Genomic DNA, 26,896 nt, shown 5'->3' on the forward strand with positions numbered 1-26,896 from the left:
TTTTATTTCAGCAAAAATCGTTTTAATTCTTCAAAATCTGCATTTATTTCTACAGTTTTTTTCTCCTTTTTCATGAGCTCATTCAGGGCCTCAGGGATCTCAAGCTTAATATGCACTGCTTTTTCTACAGCTTCAGGGAATTTCACAGGATGGGCAGTTCCCAATATAAATCCTTTTTTTTCCGGATTTTCATCCAGATATTGTTCTAGGGAAGCAAATGCGACTGCACTATGAGGCTCAAGGATGTATCCATATTTCTCATGAACCCCTTGTATAGCCTGCAATGTTGATTGATCATCAATGGAATATCCTGAAATCATACTTTTTAGATGATCAAATTGATGGTCAAAAAGTTCCATAATCCTTGTAAAATTACTTGGATCTCCAACATCCATAGCGTTGGATAGGGTTGCAATAGCCTTTTTAGGATGATACTGATAGTTTTTCAGATAATCAGGAACTACATCATTTTCATTGCATGCCGCAATAAAATGTTCTGCCGGAAGCCCCCGGAAATAAGCAAGAAGTCCTGCACAGATATTTCCGAAATTTCCGCTTGGAACACAAATTACCGGATCTTGATTTTCATGCTGCCTCCATTGTTTTAAAGCCAATAAATAATAGATCTGCTGGGGAAGCCACCTTGCAACATTAATAGAATTGGCAGAAGTTAAAAACAGTTCCGAATTGATCTTTTCATCTGAAAAAGCCTGCTTTACAAGATTCTGGCAGTCATCAAAATTTCCGTTAACCTCCAGTGCAGAAATATTTCCGCCTAATGCAGTAAGCTGTTTTTCCTGAACTGCACTCACCCTGTTTTTGGGATAAAGAATGACTACATTGATTCCCGGGACATTATAAAATCCATGCGCAACAGCTCCTCCCGTATCACCGGAAGTAGCAACAAGAACTGTTACTTTTTTGTCCTGATCTTTCAGAAAATAGGATAAACAGCGGCTCATAAACCTTGCGCCCACATCCTTGAATGCTAAAGTAGGCCCATGGAAAAGTTCCAGAACCGAGATCCGCTCACTGATTTTTTTCAAAGGAATATCAAAACTGATCGCTTCTGCAGCTATTTTCCTTAATAGGTCTGACGGAATTTCATCCCCGATAAAATCCTTCATGCATCTGAACGCAATTTCCTCATCAGAAAACAGATGCAGATTCTGCATAAATTCTTTATCAAACTGAGGAATACTTTCGGGGAAGAACAGTCCTTTCTGGCTACCCTGACTTTTTATGGTGGCAATTTTAAAGTCAACGACTTCGTGGTTATCTTTTAAATTATAATACTTCATTGTTTGTTAATTGATGGTTTATTCTTCTTCAATGATTTCAATCCCGGCAGGGTTTATTTTTGAAATATATACATAGCTCCTGATTTCAATTTCATCGTATACAGATTTCATCATTTGTGCAATTTTTTCAGCTGTTTCTTTCTTCTCCGCTAGCATGAAAATGGAAGGCCCTGAACCGGAAATTCCACCTCCAAGCGCGCCTGCTTCTATGCTTCGTGTTTTGATCTCATCAAATTTCGGAATCAGAATGCTGCGGACAGGTTCTATCAATACATCATTAAGGCTTCTTCCAATCAAAGGGATATCATTTTTAAGGATTCCGGCTACCAGTCCTGCAATGTTTCCCCATTGTTCAACGGCATCTTTCAACAAGATATTCTTTTTTAAGATTTGCCTTGCATCAGAGGTTTTAACCTCGACCTGCGGATGTACTGCAGCTACAAAAAGATTTGGAGTACTTAGCGGAATAATATCAATAGGAGAAGAGGATTTTACCAAAGTGATGCCTCCGTAAATACAAGGTGCAATATTGTCAGCATGACGTACTCCGGAAGCCAGCTCTTCCCCGAACATAGCAAAATGAACAAGTTCTTCTTTGGACAGGATATTTCCTAATAAGATATTGGCTCCAAAGGCGGCTCCGGCGGCACTTGCCGCACTGGATCCTAGCCCGCTGCCCGGCTTTATATGTTTGCGTATTGTTATCTCAAAACCTTTTTTCAGCTCCAGATGCTGCATGATATTTTGAAGCACAACACCTGCTACATTATTTGAAGGGTCTTCCGGAAGCCCGAAATCATCTTCGTGCTTGATAATAATTTCAGGACTGTCCAGTAATTTTAACTCCATTTCATCGTAAGGTTCATGAATTGCCATTCCGAGGATATCGAATCCGCAAACAAGATTGGCAACTGTAGCCGGAACCTTTATTTTTATTTTTTTCATAGTATCTGTTTTAAACTGATCGGATAATATCTGCAAAAACGCCACTGGCTGTAACTTCAGCTCCGGCTCCGGCTCCTTTTACAACGAGAGGCTGTTCAGAATATCGCAGAGTTTTGAAAATGACAATATTGTCTTTACCATACAGATGATACAGATCGCTGTCAGGAGCAACATGCTGAAGACCTACTTTCGCTTTACCATCTTTAAATTCAGCAGTATATTTTAAGATATTGCCGTTTTTCTGTGCCTCATTGAGTAAATTTTTAAAATGATCTTCATACTCGGTAAGCTTTTCATAGAAGTTTTCTACACTTCCATGAAGACATTCACTGGGTAGAAAACTTTCATTTTCTATATCCTCGAACTGAAGTGGATATCCGGCTTCTCTGGCCAGAATTAAGATTTTGCGGGCGACATCAGTTCCGGTCAGATCCAGTCGCGGATCCGGTTCGGTATACCCTTCCTTTTGCGCCTGAGCAACAACCTCTGAAAATGTTCTGCTTCCGTCATAATTGTTAAAAACAAAATTGAGTGTTCCACTTAATACAGCCTGAATAGATGTGATTTTATCGCCGCTTTTTATGAGGTCATTAATGGTTCCAATAACTGGAAGTCCTGCTCCGACATTGGTTTCAAAATAAAATCGGCAGTTATGGTTCCGGGCTGTGTTTTTGAGTTTTTTATAAATGTCAAAATCTGATGAAGCTGCAATTTTATTACAGGCAACAATATTGATGCTTCTTTTCAACAAATCTTCATAAACTTCCGGGACTGATGAACTGGCAGTAACATCAATAAACACTGAATTCCTGAGATTCCGGGAGATGATCTCTCCTGCAAAGCTGTTGGCAGATGCCTCAATACCTTTTTCAATCCAGCTGCTGTATTCATTTTCAGAGATCCCCTGGTCAGAAAAATACATTTTCCGGCTGTTGGAAAGTCCTGCAATTCTTAAATTGATCAAATTGTTTTCACGCAGGTATTCATTTTGTTCAAAAATCTGCTCTACCAGTTTTGAACCTACATTACCTGTTCCGCACAGATAAAGATGTACCTGTTTGATTTCTGTTTCAAAAAACTCTTCATGAAGTATATTGACTGCTTTTTTAGTATCTTTTTCTGAAATAACAATACTGATATTCCTTTCCGAAGATCCCTGTGCAATGGCCCTGATATTAATTCCATTGTTTCCTAAGCACCCGAACATCTTCGCACTGATGCCACTTCTGTTTTTCATATTTTCTCCTACGAGTGCTACAATTGAAAGCCCGGTTTCTATTTTTACGGGAGCTATTCTGTGTAGTTTTATATCATCTCCGAAAGCAGAATTCACAATGTTCTCAGCGTGAAATACCTCTTTTTCATTAACGGCTATGGTAATAGAATGTTCCGAAGATCCCTGAGTAATAAGAATAACATTAATTTTTTCAAAGCTCAGGCACTGAAACAGTTTGGCTGAAATTCCGGGGATTCCTACCATTCCGCTGCCTTCCAGAGTAAGAAGGGCAATATGGCTCATATTGGAAACTCCTGCCGCGATCTGATGTTTTTCGTCAACAGAATTATTCAATGTATGAGAAACTAAAGTTCCATAGGCATCCGGATCAAAAGTATTTTTAATCTTAAGATCAATATTTTTAGCCATAACGGGCTGTATGGACGGCGGATAAAGAACTTTCGCTCCAAAATGGGAAAGTTCCATTGCTTCATGGTAAGAGATCTCCGGGATTGGTTTTGCATTGGATACAAGTCTCGGATCAGCGGTCATCATACCATTTACATCAGTCCAGATCTGGAGTTCTTCAACTGAAACAGCTGCTGCAATAATAGCGGCAGTATAATCTGAACCGCCTCTTCCTAATGTTGTAGCATTTCCATTTTGGTCTTTGGCAATGAAACCGGGCGCGACAATGATTTGATTGTTATGATCAGCAATAAATTTCTTTAAATTTTCTTCAGTGGCATCAAAATTTACTTTTGCGTGGGTAAAATTGTTGTCAGTTCTGATCTGGTCAGCGGAATTCATCCACAGACAATCCAAACCTTCAAACTGAAGTTTTGCAGCTATAATGTTTGAAGGCAGAAATTCACCGTATGAAGTAATTCTATCTTTGATCTTATCTGTGAATTCACCTAAAACAAAGATTCCATTGTAAATATCTTCGATGTCATTAAAATGTTTTTTAACGAAACTTAACCAGGAACTTTGTGCTGAAATTGGAATCAGTTCTTTGACCAGATCCAGATGTTTTTCTTCAAGATCTTTGATAATGGGTGTATAATTTTCATCTTTTAAGGAAGCGTATTCGGCAGCTTTTATCAGGCTGTCTGTAACACTGTGAAGGGCTGAAACTACAACAATAATTCTGTCCTGCAAAGATTCTTTTTTAATAATATTTTCTGCCAGAAGGATATTCTGGGCATTGGCAACTGATGTACCACCGAATTTTAAGACTTTCATCTGATAGGTATTTGAAGTTGGATAAAATGATGAGGTTACTCTTTAAAAAAAGAGTACGGGTACAGGAAATGATATGTGAAAATTTACCCCGCTAAGGGGTAGTTGTTGTAGTTGTGAATGTAGAAACAGATGATAATGCCGAAATAGGTGATCCCGGAATAGAAATATCTGATATGTTTCTTAGAAAATTCATTCTTTACCGAACAAATGTACAAATTATTTGGAGATAACAAAATTATTTTATTGATATGGTAGTATTTTATAATTCATATTTAAGAGATATATTTTGATGCAAAACACTTTTTGTTCACTTAAAATGGTTATATTTAAATACCAAAACAAAATAAAACTACTATGAAAAATTTAAAGAAAATGACCCGAAAGCATTTGGAAACAATTAATGGAGCCGTGTCTAACTGCAGTGGCTGTCCTATTGGAGGGTTTGGACCTGGAGGACCTTCAGGAGGATATGACTATTCGTGTGAGGATTACAATGCACTCCCAAGCAGATGCAAAAGCTGTGTTTTTGTTAGTTATGAATGCTTTCAATAATTGGGAAAAATGATAAGGCCATCTATATGGTGGCCTTTTTTATTGTTACAACAGAAATCGTTCGAAATGTCTCACTTAATCAATATTTAGTTACACCTGTTAACTCTGGTTTTGTTTTGAAGTTTTTGCAACTCATATTTGTAGAGCATATTAGCAGTATGTGAAAAATTAGAAATAATCAAATCTAAGACATATGAAAAAAATTAAAAAACTTTCAAGAGGGGAATTGAAAACTGTAAAAGGAGCGGCCGGAATTGATGGTCCTGTTTATATCTATTGCGGAAAAGACCGTAAATGGTGCGAAAAGGGAAAAACGTGTATACCGGCTGCATCAAACTGTAATGATTTTGAAGTGCCGGGAGAGGACGGAGGATGGTAAAAATCTTAAGAAAACATATCAAAATATTTATTATGAAAAATTTAAAAAAACTTTCGAGAGAAGAGAAGAGTAAAATTAGCGGTGGGTTTACCGATATTCAGATTGAAGCATGTGGTGGGGCTGCATATGTTTGCTTCCGCGGAGGCGGTGCTTGGGGCTGCTGGAGAAAACCTAGTACTAGTGGTACCTGTTATCCTCCAATGTTGTAAATTAAGAAAGGCAGATTGTTTCTGCTTAAACGGATATAAAAAAGAAAGCACTGTAAGAACAGTGCTTTTTTATTATTTTATGCTTTTTGAAAGATCCAGCATCGCTTCAATAGGTTTCAGAGCTCTTAAACGAAGCTCTTCGTCGATAAGGATTTCCGGAAGTTCATATTTCATACATAAGTACAGCTTCTCCATGGTATTGCGTTTCATGTAGAAACATTCGGAGCAGTTACAGCTTTCGTCAAAGACCAGGGCAGGAATCAGTTCTTTATGCGGAGCACGTTTTTTCATTTCGTGAAGAATTCCTTCCTCAGTTGCGATAATGAATTTCTGACAGTCGTCTTTTTCTACAAAATTCAGCAGGGCAGAAGTAGAACCGATGAAGTGGGCCAGTTTTAAAACGGCTTCCTCACTTTCAGGGTGTGCAATTAATTTTGCATCAGGATTATCTGCAAGCTGTTGGGCAATTCTTTCCATGGAAAATGCTTCGTGCACGATGCAGCTTCCATCCCAAAGGATCATATCGCGGCCGGTTTTCTTAGACAGATACCTTCCTAAATTTTTATCCGGTGCAAAGATGATCGGTCTGTCTTTTGGAAGCGCTTCAATCACGGTTTCAGCATTTGAGCTGGTGACAATAATATCACTTTCCGCTTTAGTTTCAGCATTACAGTTAATGTAAGTGGCGATCAAAGCATTTGGGTGCTGTTCACGCATTTTTCTCAGACCTTCTCCTGAACATCCGTCTGCCAGAGAGCATCCGGCCATAGTATCCGGAAGAACTACTTTTTTAGTCGGATTCAGAATTTTAGCGGCTTCAGCCATGAAGTGTACTCCACAGAATACAATCATGTCTGCATTGGTTTCCTTAGCCTGTCTTGCCAGCTGTAAAGAATCTCCCAGGAAATCAGCAATATCCTGAATTTCTCCCGGCTGGTAATAATGGGCAAGGATCACCGCATTTTTTTCTTCTTTAAGTTTCAGAATAGCTTTCACCAATTCTTCTCCTTGAGGGATCGCTATATCTTTTATATCCAGAAATCCTCTTACAGGAATGGCAGATTTAGCTTTTTCTAATGTTTCGGTACTCATATCAACCTCAATGTTTTTTTGGGTATAGAAGTTAGAGATTAGAAATTAGAGGTTAGAATGTCAGCTGTCATTAAAATAAGTAATTTAATGCATAACTAACTTCTAATTTCTAACTTCTAGTTTCTTTCTATAAATTTTTTTATTAAACTTTCTATTTCTCTTTTTGCTTCATCAAGATCGGTATTAATTACGATCCTGTCAAACTCTTTTGCATAGGCCATTTCTTCTCCGGCTTTTGCCACACGTGTTTTAATGGTTTCTGCATCATCTGTATTTCTGGATATCAATCTTCGTTCCAATTCTTCTATCGAAGGTGGTTCGATGAAAATAGACAGGGCTTTTTCTCCAAAATATTTTTTTAAGGAAATTCCTCCCTTTACATCTACATCAAAGATCACTACCTTTCCCTGATTCCAGATTTTTTCCACTTCAGATTTTAAAGTACCGTAATATTTGTCAGTATATACTTCTTCATATTCTACAAAAGCATCTTCCGCTATTTTCTGTCTGAATTCATCAGGACTTAAAAAATGATAATCCACTGCATGGGTTTCACTTCCTCTTGGCTGTCTTGTGGTACAAGAGATAGAAAATGCCAGTTCAGGAAATGTTTCCAGAGAATGTTTTACTAATGTAGTTTTTCCGCTCCCGGATGGTGCTGAAAATATGATAACTTTATTCATTTTGTTTCGGATTTCGAGTTTCAGGTCTCAGGTTTTGAACCTTACGTTCCCTATCTCGTAACTTATAATACGTTTAACGTCTGTTCTTTAATTTTTTCCAAATCATCCTTCATCATAACCACCAGTTTCTGAATCTCGGCATGATTGGCTTTTGAACCTAAAGTATTAATCTCCCTTCCGATTTCCTGAGAAATAAATCCAAGTTTTTTCCCGTTGAAATCTTCGTTGTCCATTACTTCTTTATAATATTTCAAATGCTGGGTCAGTCTTACTTTCTCCTCTGCAATATCAAGTTTCTCGGTGAAATAAGCCATTTCCTGATAGAAACGTGTTTCGTCCACATTTTCGAATTCCTTTAAAGATTTCTGATAACGTTCTTTTACAGCAATGATTCTTTCCTCTTCAAAAGGAATAACCTCAGAAAGGTATTTATCAATATTCTGGATATTTCTTTCGAGCTCCTCATGCAAAATGGTTCCTTCTGTCTTTCTGAATTCCATAAAACGGTCCACAGCTGCCTGCACAATTGCGGCCAGTGCTTCCCATTCTCCTTCAGTAAGTTCATCAGGCCTTGAGGTAATAGCATCGGGAAGTCTTACCGCCATTTTCAGGTATTCAAAGTCCGGTCCGTCTGAAGCGATGTTGCGAAGTTCATTAATATAAGAATCTATTAAACTCTTATTGATTTTCACATCGTTAGACTCTTCAAGGTTCTCCAGGTTAATGTAGCAGTCTACCTTTCCACGGATAATTCTGTCGTTAAGGATTTTTCTGATTTCGAATTCTTTCTCTTTATAACGTAAAGGTACTTTGATATTTAAATCAAAGCTTTTGCTGTTCAGAGACTTAATATCTATTGAAATCTTTTTTCCTTCAAAAACACCTTCGGCTCTGCCGAATCCTGTCATCGATAAAATCATAGTTTTTTATTGTTCTACAAAGATAAACATTTAAATTAGCACTGTGAAATCGCAGTGATTTGGAAACCACAAATTAATGATGAAGACTTAAGATTCCATATGACCTTTAAAAAACAAACAGATAAACTACATATGAAAAACTTGATTTCTGTTGTAGGACCCACCGGAATAGGCAAAACGAGACTGGCAATTGATCTGGCAAACTATTTCAATACCGAAATTGTTTCCTGTGATTCCCGGCAGTTTTTTAAAGAAATGAAAATAGGGACAGCATCACCTTCAGCAGAAGAACTGGCGGAAGCACCTCATTATTTTATAGGAAATCTTTCAGTTCAGGAATATTATTCTATCGGGCAGTACGAGGAAGATGCTTTAAAAAAACTCAATGAACTTTTCGTCAGTCATGACACCGTTATTTTGGTCGGTGGAAGTATGATGTATGAAAAAGCAGTTATTGAAGGATTAAATGATCTGCCTGAAGCTGATGAAAATAACCAGAAAAAACTTCAGAAAATTTTTGAAACTGAAGGAATTGAAAAGCTTCAGGAAATATTGAAAGAACTTGATCCTGAATATTTTGAAGTGGTGGATTTTCACAATCACAGAAGGCTTTTACGTGCCATTGATGTCATTTGGCAGACGAATAAAAAATATTCCGAACAGATTGCTGTTTCACAGGATTCCAGAGATTTTAACGTGATCCGTATAGGAATTGAGGCGCCGAGAGAAGATCTGTATGACAGAATCAACCGGAGGGTAGATATTATGATGGAGAAGGGGCTTTTAGCAGAAGCCGAAAGCTTGGAAAAGTTTAAAGATTTTACCGCTTTAAAAACGGTTGGTTATTCTGAGCTGTTCAAGTATTTTGATGGTGAATGGGACCTGGATTTTGCAGTTTCCGAGATCAAAAAGAACAGCAGGAGATATGCAAAACGGCAATTGACGTGGTACAGAAAAGCGGATGATATTCACTATTTACCATTGGGATATTCGCAAAAAGATTTCGATGATTTAATTGAATTTATTTCTCTTTCCAATAAATAGAAGATTAATTCTATTTTAAAGATTATCTTTTACTTCTAAAAAAATTTGTCATTTTTTAATTAAATTGTACTTAAAAATAGTGACAATTTCTAAACACATTAAATCAATTGAATTATGAGAAAATTAATTATCTCGAGTTTGGTGCCTATGGTGATGCTTGCAAGTTGTGAAAGAGTTTCCAGCCAGGAAAACCAAAACGGGAACATTGAAAATAGTGTACAGAATACTGATAATCCATTAGGAATTCCACTTCCTTCGGAGATCAGCAGTACAGAAACGGTATGCATTCTGTTACGTCATGCAGAAAAAGAAAACTCCGGAACTGATCCTGATCTTACCAGTGCTGGTAAACTGAGGGCTGAAGAGCTGAAACGTTTGCTGGGAAATGTTCATATAGATAATATTTATACAACAGCATACAATCGTACACGACAAACAGTCAGTCCGCTGGCAGAGAGTAAAGGAATTGTTATTAAAGAATATACACCGGCTGCTACTATGGCTGCAACTCAATTATTTATTGACAACATTCTTGCACAAAATCAAGGGAAAGTTGTTGTTATTGTCGGCCATTCCAATACTGTTCCTGATATGGTAAAAGTGTTGAGTAATAATACATTGAATGTGACCATTAGCGAGACACAGTTTGATAATATATTTATTACGAAAAATTCTGCAGCAACGGGATCGGTGTTTGCCGTTCAAAAAAAGTATGGGCAGAGTACCCCATAATAAAATCTGAGCTATAAAAAATGCGGTTCCTAAACAAGAAACCGCACTTCAAAACAATATAGTTAAAATTTACTACTTCCAACCGCCTCCAAGCGCTCTGTAAAGATCTACAATGCTGCTCAGTCTCTGTCTTTTTACGGATGCAAGATTCAGTTCAGCCTGCAGGGAATTTCCCTGAGCTGTAATCACTTCCAGATAATTGGCCATACCGCCTTTGTAAAGCATTTCGGCACTTTTTATTCCGTTTTTTAATGTCGTTACCTGTTCTGATGCTTTTTGTTCCTGAACTTTTAAGCTTTCATTGGAAACCAAAGCGTCGGAAACTTCTCCTACTGCATTTAAAACAGACTGACGGAAAGCCAGAACGTTTTTCTCTCTTTGGATTTTAGCTACATTCAGGTCTGTTTTCAATTGTCTTTTCTGGAAAATAGGCTGGGTAATTCCACCCAATACAGATCCGAACAGAGAAGCAGGAATCTGGAACCAGTTGTCAAATTTGAAAGAATTCACTCCTCCGTTTGCTGTAATTTTTAAAGCAGGATACATATTGGCCTGAGCAATTCCTACCATGGAATTAGATTCCAGTAAAACAAGTTCCTGCTGACGAACATCCGGACGACGGCTTACCATTGCTGCCGGAAGTCCTGCTGAAATATTCTGTGGAAGAGACGTGTCAGACATTTCAATTGTTCTGTTGATTTTAGTTGGATTTTCACCCACCAGAATACTCAGAGCATTTTCCTGAATGGCAATATTCTGCTCCAATTGAGTAATCAAAAGCTCAGTTGACTGTTTCTGAGCAGTTGCCTGCTGAACTCCCAAAGAAGTCGTATCACCGCTTTGCCACATTTTTTCAGTAATCGAAAGGGTATTGGTGCTTAATTCCAGATTGGCTTTTGCGATCTGGATCTGCTTGTCAAGCATTAATAGATTATAATATCCCTGGGCAATCGCAGCAACAACCTGTGTCTGTACTGCTTTTGTTGCTTCATAAGTCTGCAGGTACTGCATTCTTGAAACTTCCTGCTGGTTTTTGATCTTTCCCCAGATATCAGCTTCCCAAGATAAATTGAATGCTGCATTATAATCTTCAACATGGTTCTGGCCTAAAAATGAATTTAAACTTTTCCCGTTCATACTGTTGTCCGAAGGTTTTGAGATTTGTGCGGAAACACCGAAACCTACATCGGGATATTGGAGATACTTTGCCTGTTTCAGTTTTTCCTGTGAAGAGGCTACTTGTTTTAAAGCAATCTGAAGATCATAGTTATTTTTAATTCCTTTCTCAATCAATCCCTGTAAGATGGGATCGCTGAAAAATTGTTTCCATTCCAGGTTGGCAATGCTTGCTGTATCAGCAGTAGCGGTATACTGGAACTTTTCCGGAAGCTGGAGGTCCGGCTCCGTGTATGCCAGTTTAGACACACAAGAAGCCGAAGCCACAGCTAATATAAATGTTAGAAAAATATTCTTTACTTTTTTCATAGTTTTTTGACTAAGCTTTTAATTGAATACAAAACTTTGAGAAGCTGCTTTTGCAAAGAAGTCTTTAGTAGGAGAAATGCTTTGCTTTTTAAATCATTAAGGATATTGAAGGAGTTAAGTTTAATCAAGAAAACCTTAATGGTTCATAGAAAATTTAATTTTAATATCCCAAAGTTTTGTAAATCATATTATTAATGAGTAGCTGCTATAAGTTCTTCCTGTTGTTTTTTCAGAAGTCTTTTTTTCTTTCTGCTCGGCATTTTTTCGTGCAGATACTGGAAGATCACATACATTACCGGAATAATGAAAATCCCGAATACTACTCCTGTAAACATTCCTCCCACAGTACTGATACCGATGGAGTGATTACCTTTTGCCGCAGCACCCTGTGTCCAAACCAATGGAAGCATACCGATGATAAAGGCAAATGAGGTCATCAGGATAGGTCTTAAACGTAATCTAGAAGCCTGAAGTGCAGATTCAATCAATGTTTTTCCTGCTTTTCTTCTCTGAACCGCAAATTCCACAATCAAAATGGCATTCTTAGCCAATAGCCCTACAAGCATGATCAGACCTACCTGTACATAAATATTATTGTCAATTCCGGCTAATCCTGTGAATGCGAATACTCCGAAAATCCCTGTAGGAACTGTAAGAATAACAGCGAACGGAAGAATATAGCTTTCATACTGAGCCGCCAACAAGAAGTATACAAATAGGATACTTAGAAGGAAGACAAATGCAGTCTGACCACCGGTTTTGATCTCTTCACGGGTAATCCCGGTCCATTCATATCCGAAACCTCTCGGAAGTGATTTCTGAGCCACTTCTTCTACTGCTTTAATGGCATCTCCGGTACTGTAGCCCGGTTTTGGAGTTCCGTTGATCGTTACTGCGTTAAACAGGTTATTTCTAGTCACAGTTTCAGGTCCGAAAGTTCTTTTTAAAGTCACCAAAGTCTTTACAGGAACCATTTCACCTAAATTATTTTTAACATAGATTCCTTCTAAAGAATTCGCATCTGTACGGTAAGGAATATCTGCCTGAGCCATTACTCTGTAATATTTACCGAATCTGTTGAAATCCGAAACGAAGCTACTTCCGTAATAGATCTGCATCGTCTGCATTAATTCTGTGACAGAAACTCCCAGCTGATTGGCCTTATCTGCATCCACATCAATGGTATACTGTGGATTTCCTGCTGCATAAGTGGTGAAAGCAAACGCAATTTCAGGACGTTTCATCAATTCTCCAATGAAGGCTTGAGTAGTTGTTCCCAACTGCTCAAAAGAACCGTTCGTTTTATCCTGAAGCATAAACTCAAAACCGGAAACGTTACCAAAACCCTGTACGGTAGGGAAGTTGAAAAAGAATGCATTGGCATCTTTCACCTGTGAAACTTTTCCTGTCAGGGCTGCTGCGATTTGGTCAGGATCTTTCATATCGCCGCGGTCTTTATAATCTTTAAGCTTGATAAAACCTGCAGAATAAGGAGATGCATTGGCATTGGTAATGAAATTCATTCCATCAGCTACCCAAAGGTGATTCATTGCTTTTTCACTTTTTACGATCTTGTCGATCTGCTCTGTTGCTCTGTTGGTTCTGTCCAGTGAGCTTCCGGGCGCTGTATTTACTGCGTACAGAACGAATCCCTGGTCTTCCGTTGGAATAAATCCTGTAGGAGCCTTTTTAATCAGGAAAACACTTCCTGCAATGATAAGAGCCAGACCTCCAACGGCAACCCATTTGTTTTTAATTAAAAATTTAAGGCTGTAGATATATTTTCTGGTCATATTGTTAAAGGCCACATTGAACGCATTGAAGAATCTCGCCCCAAAACCTTTTTTCTGACCGTGCTCTCCATGTTCACCCTGAGGATCATTTAAGAATAAAGCGCACAGAGCGGGGCTCAATGTTAATGCATTTACTGCCGAGATCATGATTGCAATTACCAATGTAAAGGCAAACTGTCTGTAGAAAACCCCTGCAGGACCCTGCATGAAGCCAACCGGAATAAATACGGCACACATTACCAGTGTAATGGAAATAATGGCGCCGGAAATTTCGCTCATGGAATTGGTTGTTGCCTGCTCTACAGGCATTCCCGTGTGTTCCATTTTGGAATGGACGGCTTCCACTACGACTATGGCATCATCTACCACAATACCGATGGCGAGTACCAATGCGAACAGGGTCAGCATATTGATACTGAAACCAAACAGCTGCAGGAAGAAGAATGTACCGATAATAGCTACAGGAACTGCAATCGCAGGAATCAATGTAGATCTGAAATCCTGAAGGAAAATATATACTACAATAAATACCAGGATAAATGCAATGACTAAGGTTTCAACTACCTGATGAATAGATGCATCCAAAAAGTCTTTGGAATTGTACATAATGATCGGCTTTACGCCTTTTGGAAGGGTAGTGGAAAATTTATCTACCTGTTTTTCAATTTCAGTAAGAATGTCGTTGGCATTGGAACCTGCAGTTTGCAGAATGGCAAATCCGGCTACGGGCTTTCCGTCAACTCTGTTCGTTGCTGTATAGGTATATGAACCGAATTCTACTCTTGCCACATCTTTTAACCTTAAAAATGAACCGTCATTGTTGGCTTTAATAGCAATATTTTCGTAGTCTCCGTTTTGGTTTAATTTACCTTTATATTTTAAGATATATTCATAAGTTTCCTTACTTCCCTGACCCAAACGTCCAGGAGCAGCTTCAAGGTTATGGTCTTTTATAGCGGCCATCACTTCCTGTGGAGAAAGATTATTGGCTGCCAAACGATCCGGCTTTAACCAAATTCTCATGGAGTAGTCCATTGTCCCGAAAACCTGGGCCTGTGCAACTCCCGGAATACGCTGAATCTGCGGAATGATGTTGATTTTGAGGTAGTTCTGAAGGAACAGCTCGTCATACTGCTTAGGATCATCACTTGACAGCCCCATGAACATAATCATACTGTTCTGAACTTTCTGCGTAGAGATTCCGGCCTGAACTACCTCCTGAGGAAGCTGGCTCATTGCTTTGGATACACGGTTCTGAACGTTTACTGCAGCATTATCAGGGTCTGATCCCTGCTTGAAAAATACACTCAGCGTCATAGTACCGTCGTTACTTGAGTTGGAGGTCATGTATGTCATGTTCTCAACCCCGTTTACCGCCTCTTCAATAGGCGTTGCTACTGATCTTGCCACAACTTCCGCGTTCGCTCCCGGATAAAATGCCGTTACCTGAACACTTGGGGGGGCAATGTCCGGAAACAGCGTGATCGGCAGGTTGAAAACCGAAAGCGCTCCCAGCAATAGCAGTATGATGGAGATGACCGTTGAAAGGACCGGTCTTTCTATAAATTGTTTTAACATAAGAAGTTTATTTTTATGTGTTTAAACTTTTGCCTCTTTCGTGGTTTAAAAAAGATAAAGTTTAGACAGTCTTATAAATAGTTCGTAATAAGAATACTTACAAAGGTTTAGCTCTCAATAAGCTGTCAGACGAGATCGCTTTCGGCTTGATAGAAGCACCGTCCTTTAAGTTTCCGATTCCTGTGTATACGATTTTTTCTCCGGGAGTTACTCCCTCAGAAATAAAGTAATAGTTCTCGGTTTTTCCTGAGATCTTAACAGGTTTGCTGGTTACTTTGCCATCCTTACCCAAGATATACACATAGGTTTTGTCCTGAATTTCAAAAGTAGATTCCTGAGGAATAACCACAGCATTGGAAAGCAGCTGAGGCATACGCACTCTTCCTGTATTTCCTGTTCTTAAAGTTCCCTGTGCATTTGGGAAAACGGCACGAACGCTGATAGCTCCGGTTGTTTTATCAAATTGTCCATCCACAATGCTCATTTTTCCTTTTTGAGGATAGATGCTGTTGTCAGCAATCACAAGATCAACCATTGGCATATTTTTCAGTTTTTCCTCTAAACTTGCTCCCGGATATTTATTTTGAAATGCAATGAAATCAAGTTCGCTTAAAGAGAAGTAAGCATAAATTTCACTGATGTCCGATAATAAAGTCAATGGATTGGGATCTGTTCTTGAAATCAGGCTTCCTTTTTTGTAAGGAATTCTTCCGATATATCCACTTACAGGTGCTGTAATGGTTGTGAATCCTACGTTGATCTTAGCATTTCCTACGGAAGCCCTTGCCTGTGATGCAGCGGCAACAGCAGCGGCATAATTGGCTTTTGCCGTTTTAAGCTGTACGTCAGAAACTACTTTTGCAGCAACCAGCGGCTGAAGCCTGTCTACTTCCACTCTAGCTTTTTCAATATTAGCGTTGGCAGCCTGAAGATTGGCCTGGGCCATATTTACCTGTTCGCCGTATGCTCTCGAATCTATTTTAAATAAAGGCTGTCCGGCTCTTACATATGAGCCTTCTTCCACGTAGATCCTGTCCAGATATCCGTCTACCTGAGATCTGATCTCTACATTGTTTTTACCCTCCAGTGCGGTAGGAAATTCCTGATATGTTGTAGCTGGAGATGTGATCACGGTATAAACCGGAAGTTCCGGAACAGGCGGTGCTGCATTGGAACCTTCTGCTGCTTGGGTACAGTTCTGTAAAAGGATGATACTTGATATAAGTATGATAAACCTTATTTTTCCAGATATTTTCATTGTTGGTTTAATTTTTTTAATGAAGTGTTAGATTTAAGTAATAGTGTTCTTTAAATAAATTCTGTTATTTTTTCTAACAGTGTTAATAATTAGTTCAAAAAAAATTTCAGAATTTTTAATAATTGAGTCAGATCGTCATTTTCATAATAGCTGTCTGTTTTTTAATGTTGATTATATATAATAATGAGGTGTATTAATTGTGTGTTAATTTATCTAACAGTGTTAATCGATTTGGAAAGGCTATCCTGTAATTTCTGAATTATGGTTTTCATGTTACTTTTTTAGTTTTTTAACTGAATATTTTACCGTTATTCAATGTTATTTTTCCTAACGGTGTTAATTTTTGGTTCAAAAAAAATTTACAAAGACTTAACGAATGCTGAAACCGTTTCGTCCAAAGTCGTTTTGTTCATCGTAGAAGGAATATCCGTATTTCTCATCATCATAATAGAGATCAGTCCATGTACTGCTGAAAACAAAGCATGAGACATATGACACGCATTCTCCGTATTTGATCCGTTCTTCTTGATAATGTTATAGGTACATTCATAAATAAGATCCTGGAATGATGAGAATTCTTCTTTCATCTGGCCCTTTCCGCTGCACTGCATTCCCAAACCGAACATCAGCTGATAGTATTCTTTATTCTTAAAAGCAAAATTCCAGTAAGCATCTACTATGGCAATAAGCTGTTCTTCCGGAGTGTCAAATTTTCTCTGAGCTTTCAGTAATTCTATATGAAGACAGTGAAAACCATTCACAGAAATTTCATATAAAATTGCTTCCTTGTTTTCAAAATAATCATAAACTACGGGAGCGCTGTACTCAATAGCATCTGCAATCTTCCGCATGGAAAGTGAAGCCCAACCCTCTGTTTTAGCCAAACCGAAAGCCGCCTGCAAAATATTTGCACGTATGGATTCTTTTTCTCGTTGACGACGTTCATGTAGGCCCATGTTATTATTTACTAACAGTGTTAGCAAAACTACAAACTTTTGAACATATCTTCCAAATAATATTTGATAATTAACATTTAACGCAAGTTTATAAATTCGCAGATAGGCTTATATTAAAAGAAATTTTATCTTTGCGGATAAAGAAATAAAGGATATGAATACTCCCTCAAATATGCTGGCTCTAGGAACAAAGGCTCCTTTTTTTGAGCTTCCGAACCCTTCAAAAACAAACGAGATCCAGTCTCTGGATGACCTGAAAGGAGAAAAAGGAACTCTGGTGATCTTTATGTGCAACCACTGTCCGTTTGTTCTTCATGTAATTGATAAAATCAATGAATTATATGAAGATTATAATGATAAAGGAATTGAATTCATTGCAATCAATGCCAATGATGTAGGAAAATATCCGGCTGATGCACCTGAAAAAATGATCGAATTCCAGATTGAAAGAAAATTTGATTTCCCATATCTCTACGATGAAAGCCAGGCGGTAGCTAAAGCTTATAATGCAGCATGTACTCCGGATTTCTATTTCTTTGATGATAAATTAGATCTGATCTACAGAGGACAGATGGATGATTCAAGACCGGGGAATAATAAAGATGTAACCGGAGAAGATCTTATCATTGCTTTTGAAAACCTTTTGCTGGGAGAACCACAGGAGGAGATTCAAAGACCAAGTATGGGATGCAACATTAAATGGAAATAATAAAAAAGCGGTCTACATTACAGACCGCTTTTTTTATCTCAGATATTTAATATTTGAAGCATTTGCTTATTATTGAATTGGTATTGCATAAAAATATCTTTCCCAGTTTCCGACACCAAAAAGATTAATCCAATATCCTGCAGTTCCACTTGCATTTACATTAATAAAAGTAGGACCTCCGGGATATGCTTCAAGCTCCTGATTAGCCCATAAATAATAGGTTTTGTTTGCTCCGCTTGTATTATTTATAGCAATAGAGCCTGCTACCATCGTTCTGTTCATCCCTCTTCCTATTGAACCTCCGGAACCCCTCTGTCCCGTATATGCAGAAATGTAATCTGTTGTTGCCGTACTGATGGTAGAAGAATCTGTTAAATATCCGGTACACCATAATTGGGCATCACTGGTATTAATTCTATCATTTTGACCTAAGGATGCTACCGATCCAAAAGTAACGAGCCATTTTCCTGCAGGTAATACAATTGTACCGCCAGTATACAAAGAAATATTAGGCGGATTCCCGGGACCGTAAGATGAAAAACTTACTGTTGATGAAGGTAGATTTCCTGATATTGCTATTAAAGCAGGATTTACCCAGGATGTATTGCCAGATGAATCAGATGTAAGCACTTTTCCTGCCCCTTGCGTCCCATTTACAATTCTTAAAGCTGTACTTGTGGTATTGGTAATCTGTAGTGTAGCAGTTGGAGCTGTTTCCCCAATTCCTACATTTCCATTGTTTAATACTGTTACCATTTCTTTTGCACTCGAATTATTGATCTCCAGGGCTTTTGTTGCACTGGTATTTCCTTTGCTTACAATATCCAAACTTGCAGAAGGAGTGCTTGTATTTATTCCGGTTTGGCCGGGTACAATAGTATTAAACAACAGTACTGTTGATAAAATAATAATTTTTCTCATCGTGATAATTTTTAGAATATTTATTAATACAAATTCTACATTCAGGTATATCAATACTGATTGTTCAAAAAAGACTTTGCCAAGCTAATTTTGAAAAGAGAGTTTGTATACCTAGTTACTCATTTTGCAGTGGAATGCGGATTAATATAATTTTCTATTGTGTTTTTCTATGACAAAGGTAAGCAAAAAAATAATAAAATTAAAACTTTAACGCATTGATAATTAAATCATTATGTAGTGAATGAAGTGTGGGGGATTATTGAATAAACGGAATATGTAAAGAAGCTGCTGTTAGAGATAATCCGGATGAAAATTATCAACTCTATTATCTGAAAAAAGTTATTGAAAGAAGCTTGAAAGCATATGATACAGGATGCCTTTTCAATTATTTTTAGATAGCAATTTTATTATGGGAATGATTTTTTATAAATTCAGAAGGAGTTCTCTCGGTATATTTTTTAAACATCCTGTTGAAATAAGTTACATTGTTGAAACCACAGCTATAGCTGCATTCTGAGATGCTTTTATCCTGAACCATCAGCAGACACGCCTTATTGATCCGGTACCGGTTCACGAATTCTGTAAAAGTAATCTGGGTTGCCTTTTTAAAAAAATTACAGAAAGCAGGAAGAGTAAGATTAGCCAGTTTGGCAACATCTTCAATATTGATCTCCTTGTCATAATGATGTTCCACGTATGTGAAAATATTCTCCAGCCTTGTTTTATTCTTTGAAATAATGGTATAAGGCATAATTTCTTTATTCAGAAGATCATAATCATTACATTTTGAAAGTTCAAATAAAATTTCAAGGAGGATCAGATATCTTTTATAGCCTTCCGATTCCAGCATCAGTTTCAGCTTTGGAAGCATTAGCTTTTTAATTTTATGATGAAAATGTATTCCATATTTAGAAAGTTCCAGCAGATTTTTGATGGATCTGGCTTCCACTTCCTGTTGTGGAAACTGAAGAATCTCTTCTTTGAACTGAAGCACAATCTCCTCATGCGGATCTGTAGAATTTAATCCGAAACCGGAATGCGGAATATTCGAACCTATCAAAACGAGATCTCCGTTTGTATAATTACTCTTATGATAACCCACGTGGCGGGTTCCGTTCCCTGAAATGACACATACCAATTCAATTTCGGGATGATAATGATATTCCCATTTGAATTCGGAGATGGGGGAATTATTGTGCAGTGTACGAAAAGAGCTCTTTTCATTCGGAATTATTCTTTCAAAACTAACTTTCATCTCATTAATCGTATTTATGCAATAAAAATACTAATTATATTAATATAGTTCAAATATTGATTTATTGTGTTAAATTAATGTTAAGTGAAATGCTTCTATCTTAGCCGCCAAGAAATGATCTCCATGAAAAATTTCAACATTAAAACTGTATTGTTTTTAAATTATTTCGTTTTCGCGATTCTTTTGAATTCTGTGGGCACGGTTATTTTGCAGGTACAGCAAAACTTCGGGATCTCAAAATCCTCTGCCAGTGTTCTGGAAGGTTTTAAAGATCTTCCGATCGCCATATGTTCCTTTATTCTGGCATCATTTCTGCCAAAGATCGGGATTAAAAACTCCATGCTGGTTGCTCTTTTTCTGGTAAGCTGTATGTGTTTTGTAATGCCTTTTACCAGTGATTTCTGGTTTTTTAAACTGTTATTTGCCATTGTAGGAATCTCATTTGCCTTAATAAAAATCTCGGTTTTCACTTCTATTGGCCTTGTTACGGAAACAGATAAGGAACATTCAAGTTTTATGGGATTCCTGGAAGGTTTTTTTATGATCGGAGTACTGGCAGGAAATGTACTTTTCAGTTTATTTATTGATGATCACAACCCGAAATCTACCCAATGGATGAATGTATACTGGGTGCTGGGAACACTTTCTACCCTGTCATTCCTGTTTTTATTCTTTTCAAAATTAAATGAAAAAGAAGCCAGAAGCGAGAAAACAGATTTACTGGGAGATCTGAAAAACAGCATCAGCTTATTCAGCTACAAAAAAGTACTGTTTTTCCTTTTGTGTGCCTTCCTTTTTGTATTAGTAGAGCAGAGTTTCCAGACGTGGACTCCTACTTTTTATAAAGAAATTTTAAAGCTTCCCACTTCCATGAGTATTCAGGCCGGGGCAGTTCTGGCAGGAGCTTTTGCTCTGGGAAGATTTTTATCAGGCTTTTTCTCCAAAAAATTCAGCTGGATCTATGTGGTTTCCTTCTGTGTAATAGGTTTTGCAGTAAGTATACTTTTGGTCTTGCCTTTAACCCATAATATTCAGATCAATGAAGGAACAGGATGGTTTAATGCTCCGCTAGTAGTGTATTTATTTCCGTTGATGGGCGGTTTGCTGGCACCAATTTATCCAAGCATCAATTCTGTTATTCTGGCATCCATTCCGAAATATTTACACAGTGCAATGTCAGGGCTTATCGTAGTTTTCTCTGCAATCGGAGGTACAATAGGTTCTATGATTACAGGCTTTGTATTCCAGGAGTTCAGTGGTCAGCAGGCATTTTATCTTTCTCTGATACCGCTTTCCCTGCTGATTATTTCGGCCATTTTCATGAATAAATTAAAAATAAATCCTAAGAAATAATAATGAATAAGCAGCTTTACATAAACGAAATTCAGGCTCTTTTTGATGAGGTACAGAGAGCACAGATCTTTGAAGACCAGAAGATGATGACCGATGCCGTTCCTATGTTTCCTGTCTCGGAAATCAATGCGGAATATGAAAAGAAGAAAGGAAGTGAAGGATTTGATCTGAAAGATTTTGTAATGGCAAATTTTGATTTCCTGGGTGCAAAGATATCAATCCAGAGACAGGATCAGCTGCCTATTGAAGAGCATATCGAAAAGCTTTGGGACGAATTGACCCGTACTGCCTATGAAGAAAAAGGAACACTGCTGAAACTTCCGAAACCATATGTTGTGCCCGGAGGCCGTTTTAATGAGTTTTTCTACTGGGACAGCTATTTTATCATGCTTGGGCTACAGGTTTCCGGCAGAACGGAAATGATGGAAAATATTGTAGAAAATTGTTCTTATTTAATCCAGAATGTAGGCTTTGTGCCCAACGCAAGCAGAACTCATTTCCTGAGCCGTTCGCAGCCACCATACTTTTCACTGATGCTGGAACTTCTTTTTGAAACCACAAACGATGAAAAAATTTATACTCGATACTATGACACTTTAGAGAAAGAATATGTTTTCTGGATGAATGGGGAAGAATGGCTGGACAATGATTCCAGTGTAAAAAGAGTAGTAAAAACAAAAAACGGGGATGTTCTGAACCGTTATTATGACGCAGAAAATGCACCACGCCCTGAAAGCTACCTGATTGATATTGAGGACAGCGAAAATGCAGGAAACGAATTTTACAGAAATATAAGAAGCGCCTGCGAATCCGGCTGGGATTTTTCCAGCAGATGGTTTGCAGACGGCGAACACATACAGACCATAGAAACACTGAATATTGCAGAAGTAGATCTGAACTGCCTTTTATGGCATTTGGAAAAAACTCTGGCAAAATCTTCAGCGTTTCAGAATATAAAAGATAAGGAAAATTATTTCTCTGAAAGAGCAGCAAAACGAAGACAGATGATCAACACATACTTTTGGGATGAAAATACTGAATGTTACAAAGATTATCACTTAAAAAAACACACAAACACACCGTCTGAACATATTGCTGCTCTTTACCCTTTATTTCTGGGATTGGCGGATAACAAACAGGCAGAATCCGTAGCAAAAATTATTGCTGAAAAGTTTCTTTATCAGGGAGGGCTTGTAACCACTACAAAAAACAGCGGCCAGCAGTGGGATCTTCCGAATGCATGGGCTCCTTATCAGTGGCTAGGATTCAAAGCAATGAAAAACTATGGCTTTGATAAGCTTGCTGAGGAAATAAAAAATAACTGGTGCGGAAATGTGGAAAGAGTATACAGCAACACCGGAAAATTAATGGAAAAATATAATGCATTAGACACAGAAACAATTGCAGGAGGCGGGGAATATCCGAATCAGGACGGATTCGGATGGACAAATGGGGTCTATCTCAAATTAAAACAAAACTAACTATATAAAAATCATGCTATGAAAAAAAGATCGATATTTTTAATGGCCGCCACCGCTACGCTTTATTTTAACAATGCGTATGCTCAGGAAACTCCACAGGATTCCATCAAAACATCTTCTATAGACCAGATCGTTATCACCGGAAACTCCGGACCGAAGAAGAAAATAGAATCCAGTACGGCTATTTCTACATTTACGGCAAAAGAAATCCAGAAACAGAATCCAATCAGTGCTGCTGCATTGTTACAGAGAGTTCCCGGGTTTGCTGTGGAAACTTCAGGTGGTGAAGTAGGAAACAACCTTTTTGCAAGAGGTATTCCTTCTGCAGGTGCTTATGAATTCGTGCAGGTACAGGAAGACGGTCTTCCGGTTTTTGAAGATGGTGCGCTTCAGTTTGCGAATGCAGATAACTTTTTCCGTGTAGATAATACGGTAAGCCGCCTGGAAGCTTTAAGAGGAGGTTCCGGATCTATTTATGCCAATAATTCTCCAGGTGGTTTGATCAACTTTATTTCTAAAGAAGGAAGTAATGACTTTAAAGGAACTGCCAAGCTGGAAACGAGTACCTATGGCTTAATGCGTACAGATATGAATGTGGGGGGTGCTTTGGTTCAGGATAAACTTTTCTTTAACGTTGGCGGATTCTACAGAACAGATAGCGGAATAAGAAAGACTGGTTTCAGAGCCAACAACGGAGGACAGATCAGAATGAACCTGAAGTATGTTTTTGATAAAGGATATGCTAAAATATACTACAAAAAACTGGATGACAGGAATACATTCTATCTGCCGATTCCTTTATTACAGGACGGAAACGATCTGAAAGAATTCCCTGGTTTTGATGCCAATTACGGAACCTATAGTTACAGAGCTGTCAGCCAGCTTAATATTCCACAGGCCGGCGGAGGATTTTTCAAGAGAGACCTTGAAAACGGAATTCATCCTAAAGTTGATGTAGTAGGTGCAGAATTTAAATATGATCTTGGAAATAATTTCAGTGTTTTAAACAAAACAAGATATACCAATATCAATATGGAGTATACGGGAATGTTCCCGGCGGGAGCTCCTAAACTGGCTTCTGATTTTGCAACTAAACCTGTTAAAGATGGTGGCTTAGCAATGAGCGATTATCAGTATTCTCAGGTGGGCAGCGGTGCTATAGTGAATCCTCAATATGTACAGAAATTAGGGTTCTGGGCTATTGACAAGCAGATGAATAATTTTGTGAATGACCTTCAGTTCAATTATAAATTTGATAAAGGAAATGTAACGGCAGGTTTCTACAAATCAAACTGGAAATCCCATCAATACTGGAACTGGAGTAATATTTTAACAACAGCTTCTGACAGACCACAGCTTTTGAACCTGGTGAACCCTTCAATGGACCCAACTGATATAGGATATTCCAAAACTTATAATGGTGTTACAGATATGTCTTTCCTGATCAGAGATTCACAAATTCAGGGAAGCCTTAATGATCTTTATTTAAACTTAGACTATAATATTACAGATGCTCTTAGTTTCAATGGAGGAATTCGTTACAGCCGTGATTTTTATAAGGGATACGGAGTTAATACAACAACCGGAAATCTTAACAACTCAGGCTTAACTACTGATGGAACTCATGGTTTTGAAACAACAACAGCAGATGACAATATGGCGGTACTTGGGAACAAGTATACCTACTGGAACTATGATGTAGATAAGGTTTCATATACATTGGCTGCCAATTATAAAATCAACAGAGAAAACGCAGTTTATGCACGTTTCTCCCACGGGTTCAGATCTCCTAATGAAGAGGCATATTACAACAATATGGCAGATCTGAGTGCAATTAAACCTGTTGGCACCAATCAGCTTGAGGTGGGATATAAATATTACTCACGTACTTTCGATATCGGAATTATTCCTTTCTATTCTACACTTAAAAACCTTTCGTTTACTGACGTATTCTCGGACGGAACTTCGGAAAATAAATTTGCAAATACCACCAATTTCGGGGTAGAGATTGAAGGATATACAAGATTATTCAATAACATCCTTGAAGTAACATTCAACGGAACCATCCAAAATCCGAAATACAAAGATTTTGCAGTAACGCAGGTAATAGAGGTGAATGGAATTAAAACAAATGTAATTGTTGATTATAGTGATAATACTGTAAGAAGAATGCCTAAGTTCTACTTCAATATTTCTCCGGCTGTAAACATTACAAAGCAATGGAGAGCATATGTAAGCATGAACTATTACGGAAAACGTTTCCAGAACGAAGGAAATACGGATGATAATATCCTGCCTTCATTCACGGAAGTTGGAGCCGGAATGTCTTACCAGTTAGGTAAAATACGTTTTGCGGTAGACGGAACCAATATCTTTAACACCATCGGAATTACAGAAGGTGATCCAAGATCCCAGACTACGGCAGGTACAAATATCAGAATGGCAAGACCAATTATGGGAGCAGCTGCAAGAGCTTCTATCACATTAGATTTTTAATACTACTTATATTTTCTTCATAAAAACCGTCAGAGATCTTTTCTGGCGGTTTTGCTTTTAGTATAAGTCGGGATCATAATGTACACCCAAACTCGGAAATCTCAAACCCTTCTGAAATCTACTTGAAAAAAGGATTATACTGTTTCTCAAAACCTATCGTTGTGGGATTGCCATGACCGGAGAAAACCTGCGTCTCGTCGTCCAGTATAAAAAGCTTATTTGTAATACCGTTGATCAGCTGTTCATGATTTCCCTTATAAAGATCGGTTCTGCCAATGCTTCCTTCGAAAAGGACATCACCTGAGACCATGAATTTTTGCTCTTCATTATGATATACCACACTTCCCGGAGAGTGTCCCGGAACATGGTAGATTTTAAACTTTTCTCCGTCCAGATCAAGTACTTCACCTTCATTGATATATAGAGTATCTACTTTTACAGGATCAACAGAGAAGCCAAATCTCATTCCGCTTGCCTGAAGCATATCCAGTACTTCCTGATCGTCCTGATGCATATAAACGGGAACTTTAAAAGTATCGAAAGCCCACTGTAAACCCAGAACATGATCAATATGAGCATGGGTAAGAAGGATCTTCCCGATCTTCAGGCCGTTTTCAGAAATAAAGCTTTCTATGGCTGTGGTTTCCTGCTCGTTCATATTTCCCGGATCTATCAGCCAGGCATTTTTATTTTCGTTGTAAAGGATATAGGTATTTTCGCTGGCAAAATTGAATACGAAGCCTTGAATCTGAAGCATATTGTAATATTTTATGGAGACAAATTTAGTTACAAAAGTTCTGTCTTAAAATATTTGAGCTGTTTTTTAATTGAAATATTTAATAATAAAAGATTCTTTGACTTTGCTCAGAATGATATATAAAACTATATTTTATTTCTTGTCATTCTGCTGTTTAGAATATATAATTATATAAATTTTCTAAAATTGATTGGTGTACCCATAAATTATATATAGCTAATAACTCCAGTAATAAAATTGCCCCAAACGCAGAAACAGATCCTGATGTAATTTTATTTTTAAACAAATATCTGAGATAAAACACACAATATATCTGAACAATAATAAATTCTATAATATACATTTCTTTATTTTTAAGTTCTTTTTTGGAAGAATTACTACATTATTAAAGCAATTTATTAAAAAGATCATAAACTGTTTTGATTGTAAATATGCCGATTAATACTATTAGAGTATACATTCCTGCTTTAGGTTTTATCCATACATTTTCTTTAAAATATTTACTTTTTGAGACATAATTTATACAGATAAATAGG

The 26,896-nt window shown here is 37.7% G+C and carries 22 protein-coding genes; 9 read left to right on the forward strand and 13 right to left on the reverse strand.

Features of this window, described 5'->3' with window-relative positions; genetic code table 11:
* Positions 1-2: 2 nt before the first annotated feature.
* Genes thrC through thrA form a run of 3 tightly spaced genes read right to left on the reverse strand, consistent with a single transcriptional unit; the run spans position 3 to position 4,707 of the window.
* On the reverse strand, positions 3-1,301 hold the full coding sequence (gene thrC / locus ACQWU4_RS18870) for a threonine synthase (RefSeq protein WP_429937290.1): 1,299 nt from the start codon (positions 1,299-1,301) through the stop codon (positions 3-5).
* Between the two features lie 18 nt (positions 1,302-1,319).
* Complete coding sequence (locus ACQWU4_RS18875) at positions 1,320-2,246, reverse strand: homoserine kinase (RefSeq protein WP_429937291.1); 927 nt, start codon at positions 2,244-2,246, stop codon at positions 1,320-1,322.
* Between the two features lie 10 nt (positions 2,247-2,256).
* Positions 2,257-4,707, reverse strand: a complete 2,451-nt coding sequence (gene thrA, locus ACQWU4_RS18880) for a bifunctional aspartate kinase/homoserine dehydrogenase I (RefSeq protein ID WP_429937293.1) — start codon at positions 4,705-4,707, stop codon at positions 2,257-2,259.
* A gap of 354 nt (positions 4,708-5,061) precedes the next feature.
* Between thrA and ACQWU4_RS18885 the strand changes: the two genes are divergently transcribed.
* The 3 genes from ACQWU4_RS18885 to ACQWU4_RS18895 all read left to right on the forward strand — a co-directional run bounded on the left by ACQWU4_RS18885 (position 5,062) and on the right by ACQWU4_RS18895 (position 5,847).
* Positions 5,062-5,259, forward strand: coding sequence for a bacteriocin-like protein (locus ACQWU4_RS18885; protein WP_429937294.1), 198 nt, complete (start codon positions 5,062-5,064; stop codon positions 5,257-5,259).
* A gap of 193 nt (positions 5,260-5,452) precedes the next feature.
* A complete protein-coding gene (locus ACQWU4_RS18890) occupies positions 5,453-5,638 on the forward strand; it encodes a bacteriocin-like protein (protein ID WP_429937295.1) in 186 nt (61 codons plus the stop codon).
* A gap of 32 nt (positions 5,639-5,670) precedes the next feature.
* Entirely contained in the window at positions 5,671-5,847 is a 177-nt protein-coding gene (locus tag ACQWU4_RS18895; RefSeq protein WP_429937296.1) for a bacteriocin-like protein, read from the forward strand.
* 72 nt (positions 5,848-5,919) lie between these two features.
* On the opposite strand, the gene nadA is transcribed toward ACQWU4_RS18895, so the two are convergent.
* The 3 genes from nadA to ACQWU4_RS18910 form a co-directional block, all read right to left on the reverse strand.
* The gene (gene nadA / locus ACQWU4_RS18900; RefSeq protein WP_040998260.1) at positions 5,920-6,939 is read right to left on the reverse strand and encodes a quinolinate synthase NadA; all 1,020 of its coding nucleotides are present in this window, start codon (positions 6,937-6,939) and stop codon (positions 5,920-5,922) included.
* Positions 6,940-7,055: 116 nt separating this feature from the next.
* Positions 7,056-7,622 (reverse strand): guanylate kinase, encoded by a 567-nt coding sequence (gmk, locus tag ACQWU4_RS18905; protein ID WP_429937297.1) that lies wholly within the window; start codon positions 7,620-7,622, stop codon positions 7,056-7,058.
* Between the two features lie 62 nt (positions 7,623-7,684).
* A complete protein-coding gene (locus ACQWU4_RS18910; protein ID WP_429937298.1) occupies positions 7,685-8,542 on the reverse strand; it encodes a YicC/YloC family endoribonuclease in 858 nt (285 codons plus the stop codon).
* 132 nt (positions 8,543-8,674) lie between these two features.
* Between ACQWU4_RS18910 and miaA the strand changes: the two genes are divergently transcribed.
* Both miaA and ACQWU4_RS18920 read left to right on the forward strand, forming a co-directional pair.
* The gene (gene miaA / locus ACQWU4_RS18915; RefSeq protein WP_429937299.1) at positions 8,675-9,586 is read left to right on the forward strand and encodes a tRNA (adenosine(37)-N6)-dimethylallyltransferase MiaA; all 912 of its coding nucleotides are present in this window, start codon (positions 8,675-8,677) and stop codon (positions 9,584-9,586) included.
* 114 nt (positions 9,587-9,700) lie between these two features.
* The gene (locus tag ACQWU4_RS18920; RefSeq protein ID WP_429937300.1) at positions 9,701-10,318 is read left to right on the forward strand and encodes a SixA phosphatase family protein; all 618 of its coding nucleotides are present in this window, start codon (positions 9,701-9,703) and stop codon (positions 10,316-10,318) included.
* A gap of 72 nt (positions 10,319-10,390) precedes the next feature.
* On the opposite strand, the gene ACQWU4_RS18925 is transcribed toward ACQWU4_RS18920, so the two are convergent.
* From ACQWU4_RS18925 to ACQWU4_RS18940, 4 genes are all read right to left on the reverse strand, one after another.
* Entirely contained in the window at positions 10,391-11,803 is a 1,413-nt protein-coding gene (locus ACQWU4_RS18925; protein ID WP_429937301.1) for an efflux transporter outer membrane subunit, read from the reverse strand.
* A 191-nt stretch (positions 11,804-11,994) separates the two neighbouring features.
* Positions 11,995-15,174 (reverse strand): efflux RND transporter permease subunit, encoded by a 3,180-nt coding sequence (locus ACQWU4_RS18930; RefSeq protein WP_429937302.1) that lies wholly within the window; start codon positions 15,172-15,174, stop codon positions 11,995-11,997.
* A gap of 97 nt (positions 15,175-15,271) precedes the next feature.
* Positions 15,272-16,432 carry an efflux RND transporter periplasmic adaptor subunit gene (locus ACQWU4_RS18935; protein WP_429937303.1) on the reverse strand — a complete coding sequence of 387 codons (1,161 nt, stop codon included), beginning with the start codon at positions 16,430-16,432 and terminating at the stop codon, positions 15,272-15,274.
* A gap of 359 nt (positions 16,433-16,791) precedes the next feature.
* Positions 16,792-17,388, reverse strand: coding sequence for a TetR/AcrR family transcriptional regulator (locus tag ACQWU4_RS18940; protein ID WP_429937304.1), 597 nt, complete (start codon positions 17,386-17,388; stop codon positions 16,792-16,794).
* 154 nt (positions 17,389-17,542) lie between these two features.
* On the opposite strand from ACQWU4_RS18940, the gene ACQWU4_RS18945 reads away from it, so the two are divergent.
* Positions 17,543-18,097 carry a thioredoxin family protein gene (locus tag ACQWU4_RS18945; protein WP_429937305.1) on the forward strand — a complete coding sequence of 185 codons (555 nt, stop codon included), beginning with the start codon at positions 17,543-17,545 and terminating at the stop codon, positions 18,095-18,097.
* 69 nt (positions 18,098-18,166) lie between these two features.
* On the opposite strand, the gene ACQWU4_RS18950 is transcribed toward ACQWU4_RS18945, so the two are convergent.
* Together ACQWU4_RS18950 and ACQWU4_RS18955 are read right to left on the reverse strand one after the other, a co-directional pair.
* Complete coding sequence (locus ACQWU4_RS18950; protein WP_429937306.1) at positions 18,167-19,018, reverse strand: hypothetical protein; 852 nt, start codon at positions 19,016-19,018, stop codon at positions 18,167-18,169.
* A 391-nt stretch (positions 19,019-19,409) separates the two neighbouring features.
* Positions 19,410-20,273: an AraC family transcriptional regulator gene (locus tag ACQWU4_RS18955; RefSeq protein ID WP_429937307.1), complete on the reverse strand. Its 864-nt coding sequence runs from the start codon at positions 20,271-20,273 to the stop codon at positions 19,410-19,412.
* Between the two features lie 123 nt (positions 20,274-20,396).
* On the opposite strand from ACQWU4_RS18955, the gene ACQWU4_RS18960 reads away from it, so the two are divergent.
* The 3 genes from ACQWU4_RS18960 to ACQWU4_RS18970 are packed head-to-tail and all read left to right on the forward strand — an operon-like array spanning position 20,397 to position 25,603.
* Positions 20,397-21,626 carry an MFS transporter gene (locus ACQWU4_RS18960; protein ID WP_429937308.1) on the forward strand — a complete coding sequence of 410 codons (1,230 nt, stop codon included), beginning with the start codon at positions 20,397-20,399 and terminating at the stop codon, positions 21,624-21,626.
* Positions 21,627-21,628: 2 nt separating this feature from the next.
* Positions 21,629-23,107 carry a trehalase family glycosidase gene (locus tag ACQWU4_RS18965; protein ID WP_429937309.1) on the forward strand — a complete coding sequence of 493 codons (1,479 nt, stop codon included), beginning with the start codon at positions 21,629-21,631 and terminating at the stop codon, positions 23,105-23,107.
* Positions 23,108-23,125: 18 nt separating this feature from the next.
* On the forward strand, positions 23,126-25,603 hold the full coding sequence (locus ACQWU4_RS18970; RefSeq protein WP_429937310.1) for a TonB-dependent receptor: 2,478 nt from the start codon (positions 23,126-23,128) through the stop codon (positions 25,601-25,603).
* 118 nt (positions 25,604-25,721) lie between these two features.
* Here ACQWU4_RS18970 and ACQWU4_RS18975 read toward each other — a convergent pair whose 3' ends face one another.
* Positions 25,722-26,360, reverse strand: coding sequence for an MBL fold metallo-hydrolase (locus ACQWU4_RS18975; protein ID WP_429937311.1), 639 nt, complete (start codon positions 26,358-26,360; stop codon positions 25,722-25,724).
* Between the last annotated feature and the right edge of the window lie 536 nt (positions 26,361-26,896).

This window comes from Chryseobacterium sp. MIQD13 (assembly GCF_050496705.1).
In the GTDB taxonomy this organism is placed as follows: domain Bacteria; phylum Bacteroidota; class Bacteroidia; order Flavobacteriales; family Weeksellaceae; genus Chryseobacterium.

Coding starts and splice junctions, on each gene's coding strand:
- ACQWU4_RS18890 (WP_429937295.1), top strand. CDS start 5,453: ATGAAAAAAATTAAAAAACTTTCAAGAGGGGAATTGAAAACTGTAAAA.
- ACQWU4_RS18960 (WP_429937308.1), top strand. CDS start 20,397: ATGAAAAATTTCAACATTAAAACTGTATTGTTTTTAAATTATTTCGTT.
- ACQWU4_RS18970 (WP_429937310.1), top strand. CDS start 23,126: ATGAAAAAAAGATCGATATTTTTAATGGCCGCCACCGCTACGCTTTAT.
- ACQWU4_RS18920 (WP_429937300.1), top strand. CDS start 9,701: ATGAGAAAATTAATTATCTCGAGTTTGGTGCCTATGGTGATGCTTGCA.
- ACQWU4_RS18935 (WP_429937303.1), bottom strand. CDS start 16,432: ATGAAAATATCTGGAAAAATAAGGTTTATCATACTTATATCAAGTATC.
- ACQWU4_RS18930 (WP_429937302.1), bottom strand. CDS start 15,174: ATGTTAAAACAATTTATAGAAAGACCGGTCCTTTCAACGGTCATCTCC.
- nadA (WP_040998260.1), bottom strand. CDS start 6,939: ATGAGTACCGAAACATTAGAAAAAGCTAAATCTGCCATTCCTGTAAGA.
- ACQWU4_RS18955 (WP_429937307.1), bottom strand. CDS start 20,273: ATGAAAGTTAGTTTTGAAAGAATAATTCCGAATGAAAAGAGCTCTTTT.
- ACQWU4_RS18925 (WP_429937301.1), bottom strand. CDS start 11,803: ATGAAAAAAGTAAAGAATATTTTTCTAACATTTATATTAGCTGTGGCT.
- miaA (WP_429937299.1), top strand. CDS start 8,675: ATGAAAAACTTGATTTCTGTTGTAGGACCCACCGGAATAGGCAAAACG.
- thrC (WP_429937290.1), bottom strand. CDS start 1,301: ATGAAGTATTATAATTTAAAAGATAACCACGAAGTCGTTGACTTTAAA.
- ACQWU4_RS18895 (WP_429937296.1), top strand. CDS start 5,671: ATGAAAAATTTAAAAAAACTTTCGAGAGAAGAGAAGAGTAAAATTAGC.
- ACQWU4_RS18875 (WP_429937291.1), bottom strand. CDS start 2,246: ATGAAAAAAATAAAAATAAAGGTTCCGGCTACAGTTGCCAATCTTGTT.
- ACQWU4_RS18910 (WP_429937298.1), bottom strand. CDS start 8,542: ATGATTTTATCGATGACAGGATTCGGCAGAGCCGAAGGTGTTTTTGAA.
- ACQWU4_RS18885 (WP_429937294.1), top strand. CDS start 5,062: ATGAAAAATTTAAAGAAAATGACCCGAAAGCATTTGGAAACAATTAAT.
- ACQWU4_RS18940 (WP_429937304.1), bottom strand. CDS start 17,388: ATGGGCCTACATGAACGTCGTCAACGAGAAAAAGAATCCATACGTGCA.
- gmk (WP_429937297.1), bottom strand. CDS start 7,622: ATGAATAAAGTTATCATATTTTCAGCACCATCCGGGAGCGGAAAAACT.
- ACQWU4_RS18965 (WP_429937309.1), top strand. CDS start 21,629: ATGAATAAGCAGCTTTACATAAACGAAATTCAGGCTCTTTTTGATGAG.
- ACQWU4_RS18975 (WP_429937311.1), bottom strand. CDS start 26,360: ATGCTTCAGATTCAAGGCTTCGTATTCAATTTTGCCAGCGAAAATACC.
- ACQWU4_RS18945 (WP_429937305.1), top strand. CDS start 17,543: ATGAATACTCCCTCAAATATGCTGGCTCTAGGAACAAAGGCTCCTTTT.
- ACQWU4_RS18950 (WP_429937306.1), bottom strand. CDS start 19,018: ATGAGAAAAATTATTATTTTATCAACAGTACTGTTGTTTAATACTATT.
- thrA (WP_429937293.1), bottom strand. CDS start 4,707: ATGAAAGTCTTAAAATTCGGTGGTACATCAGTTGCCAATGCCCAGAAT.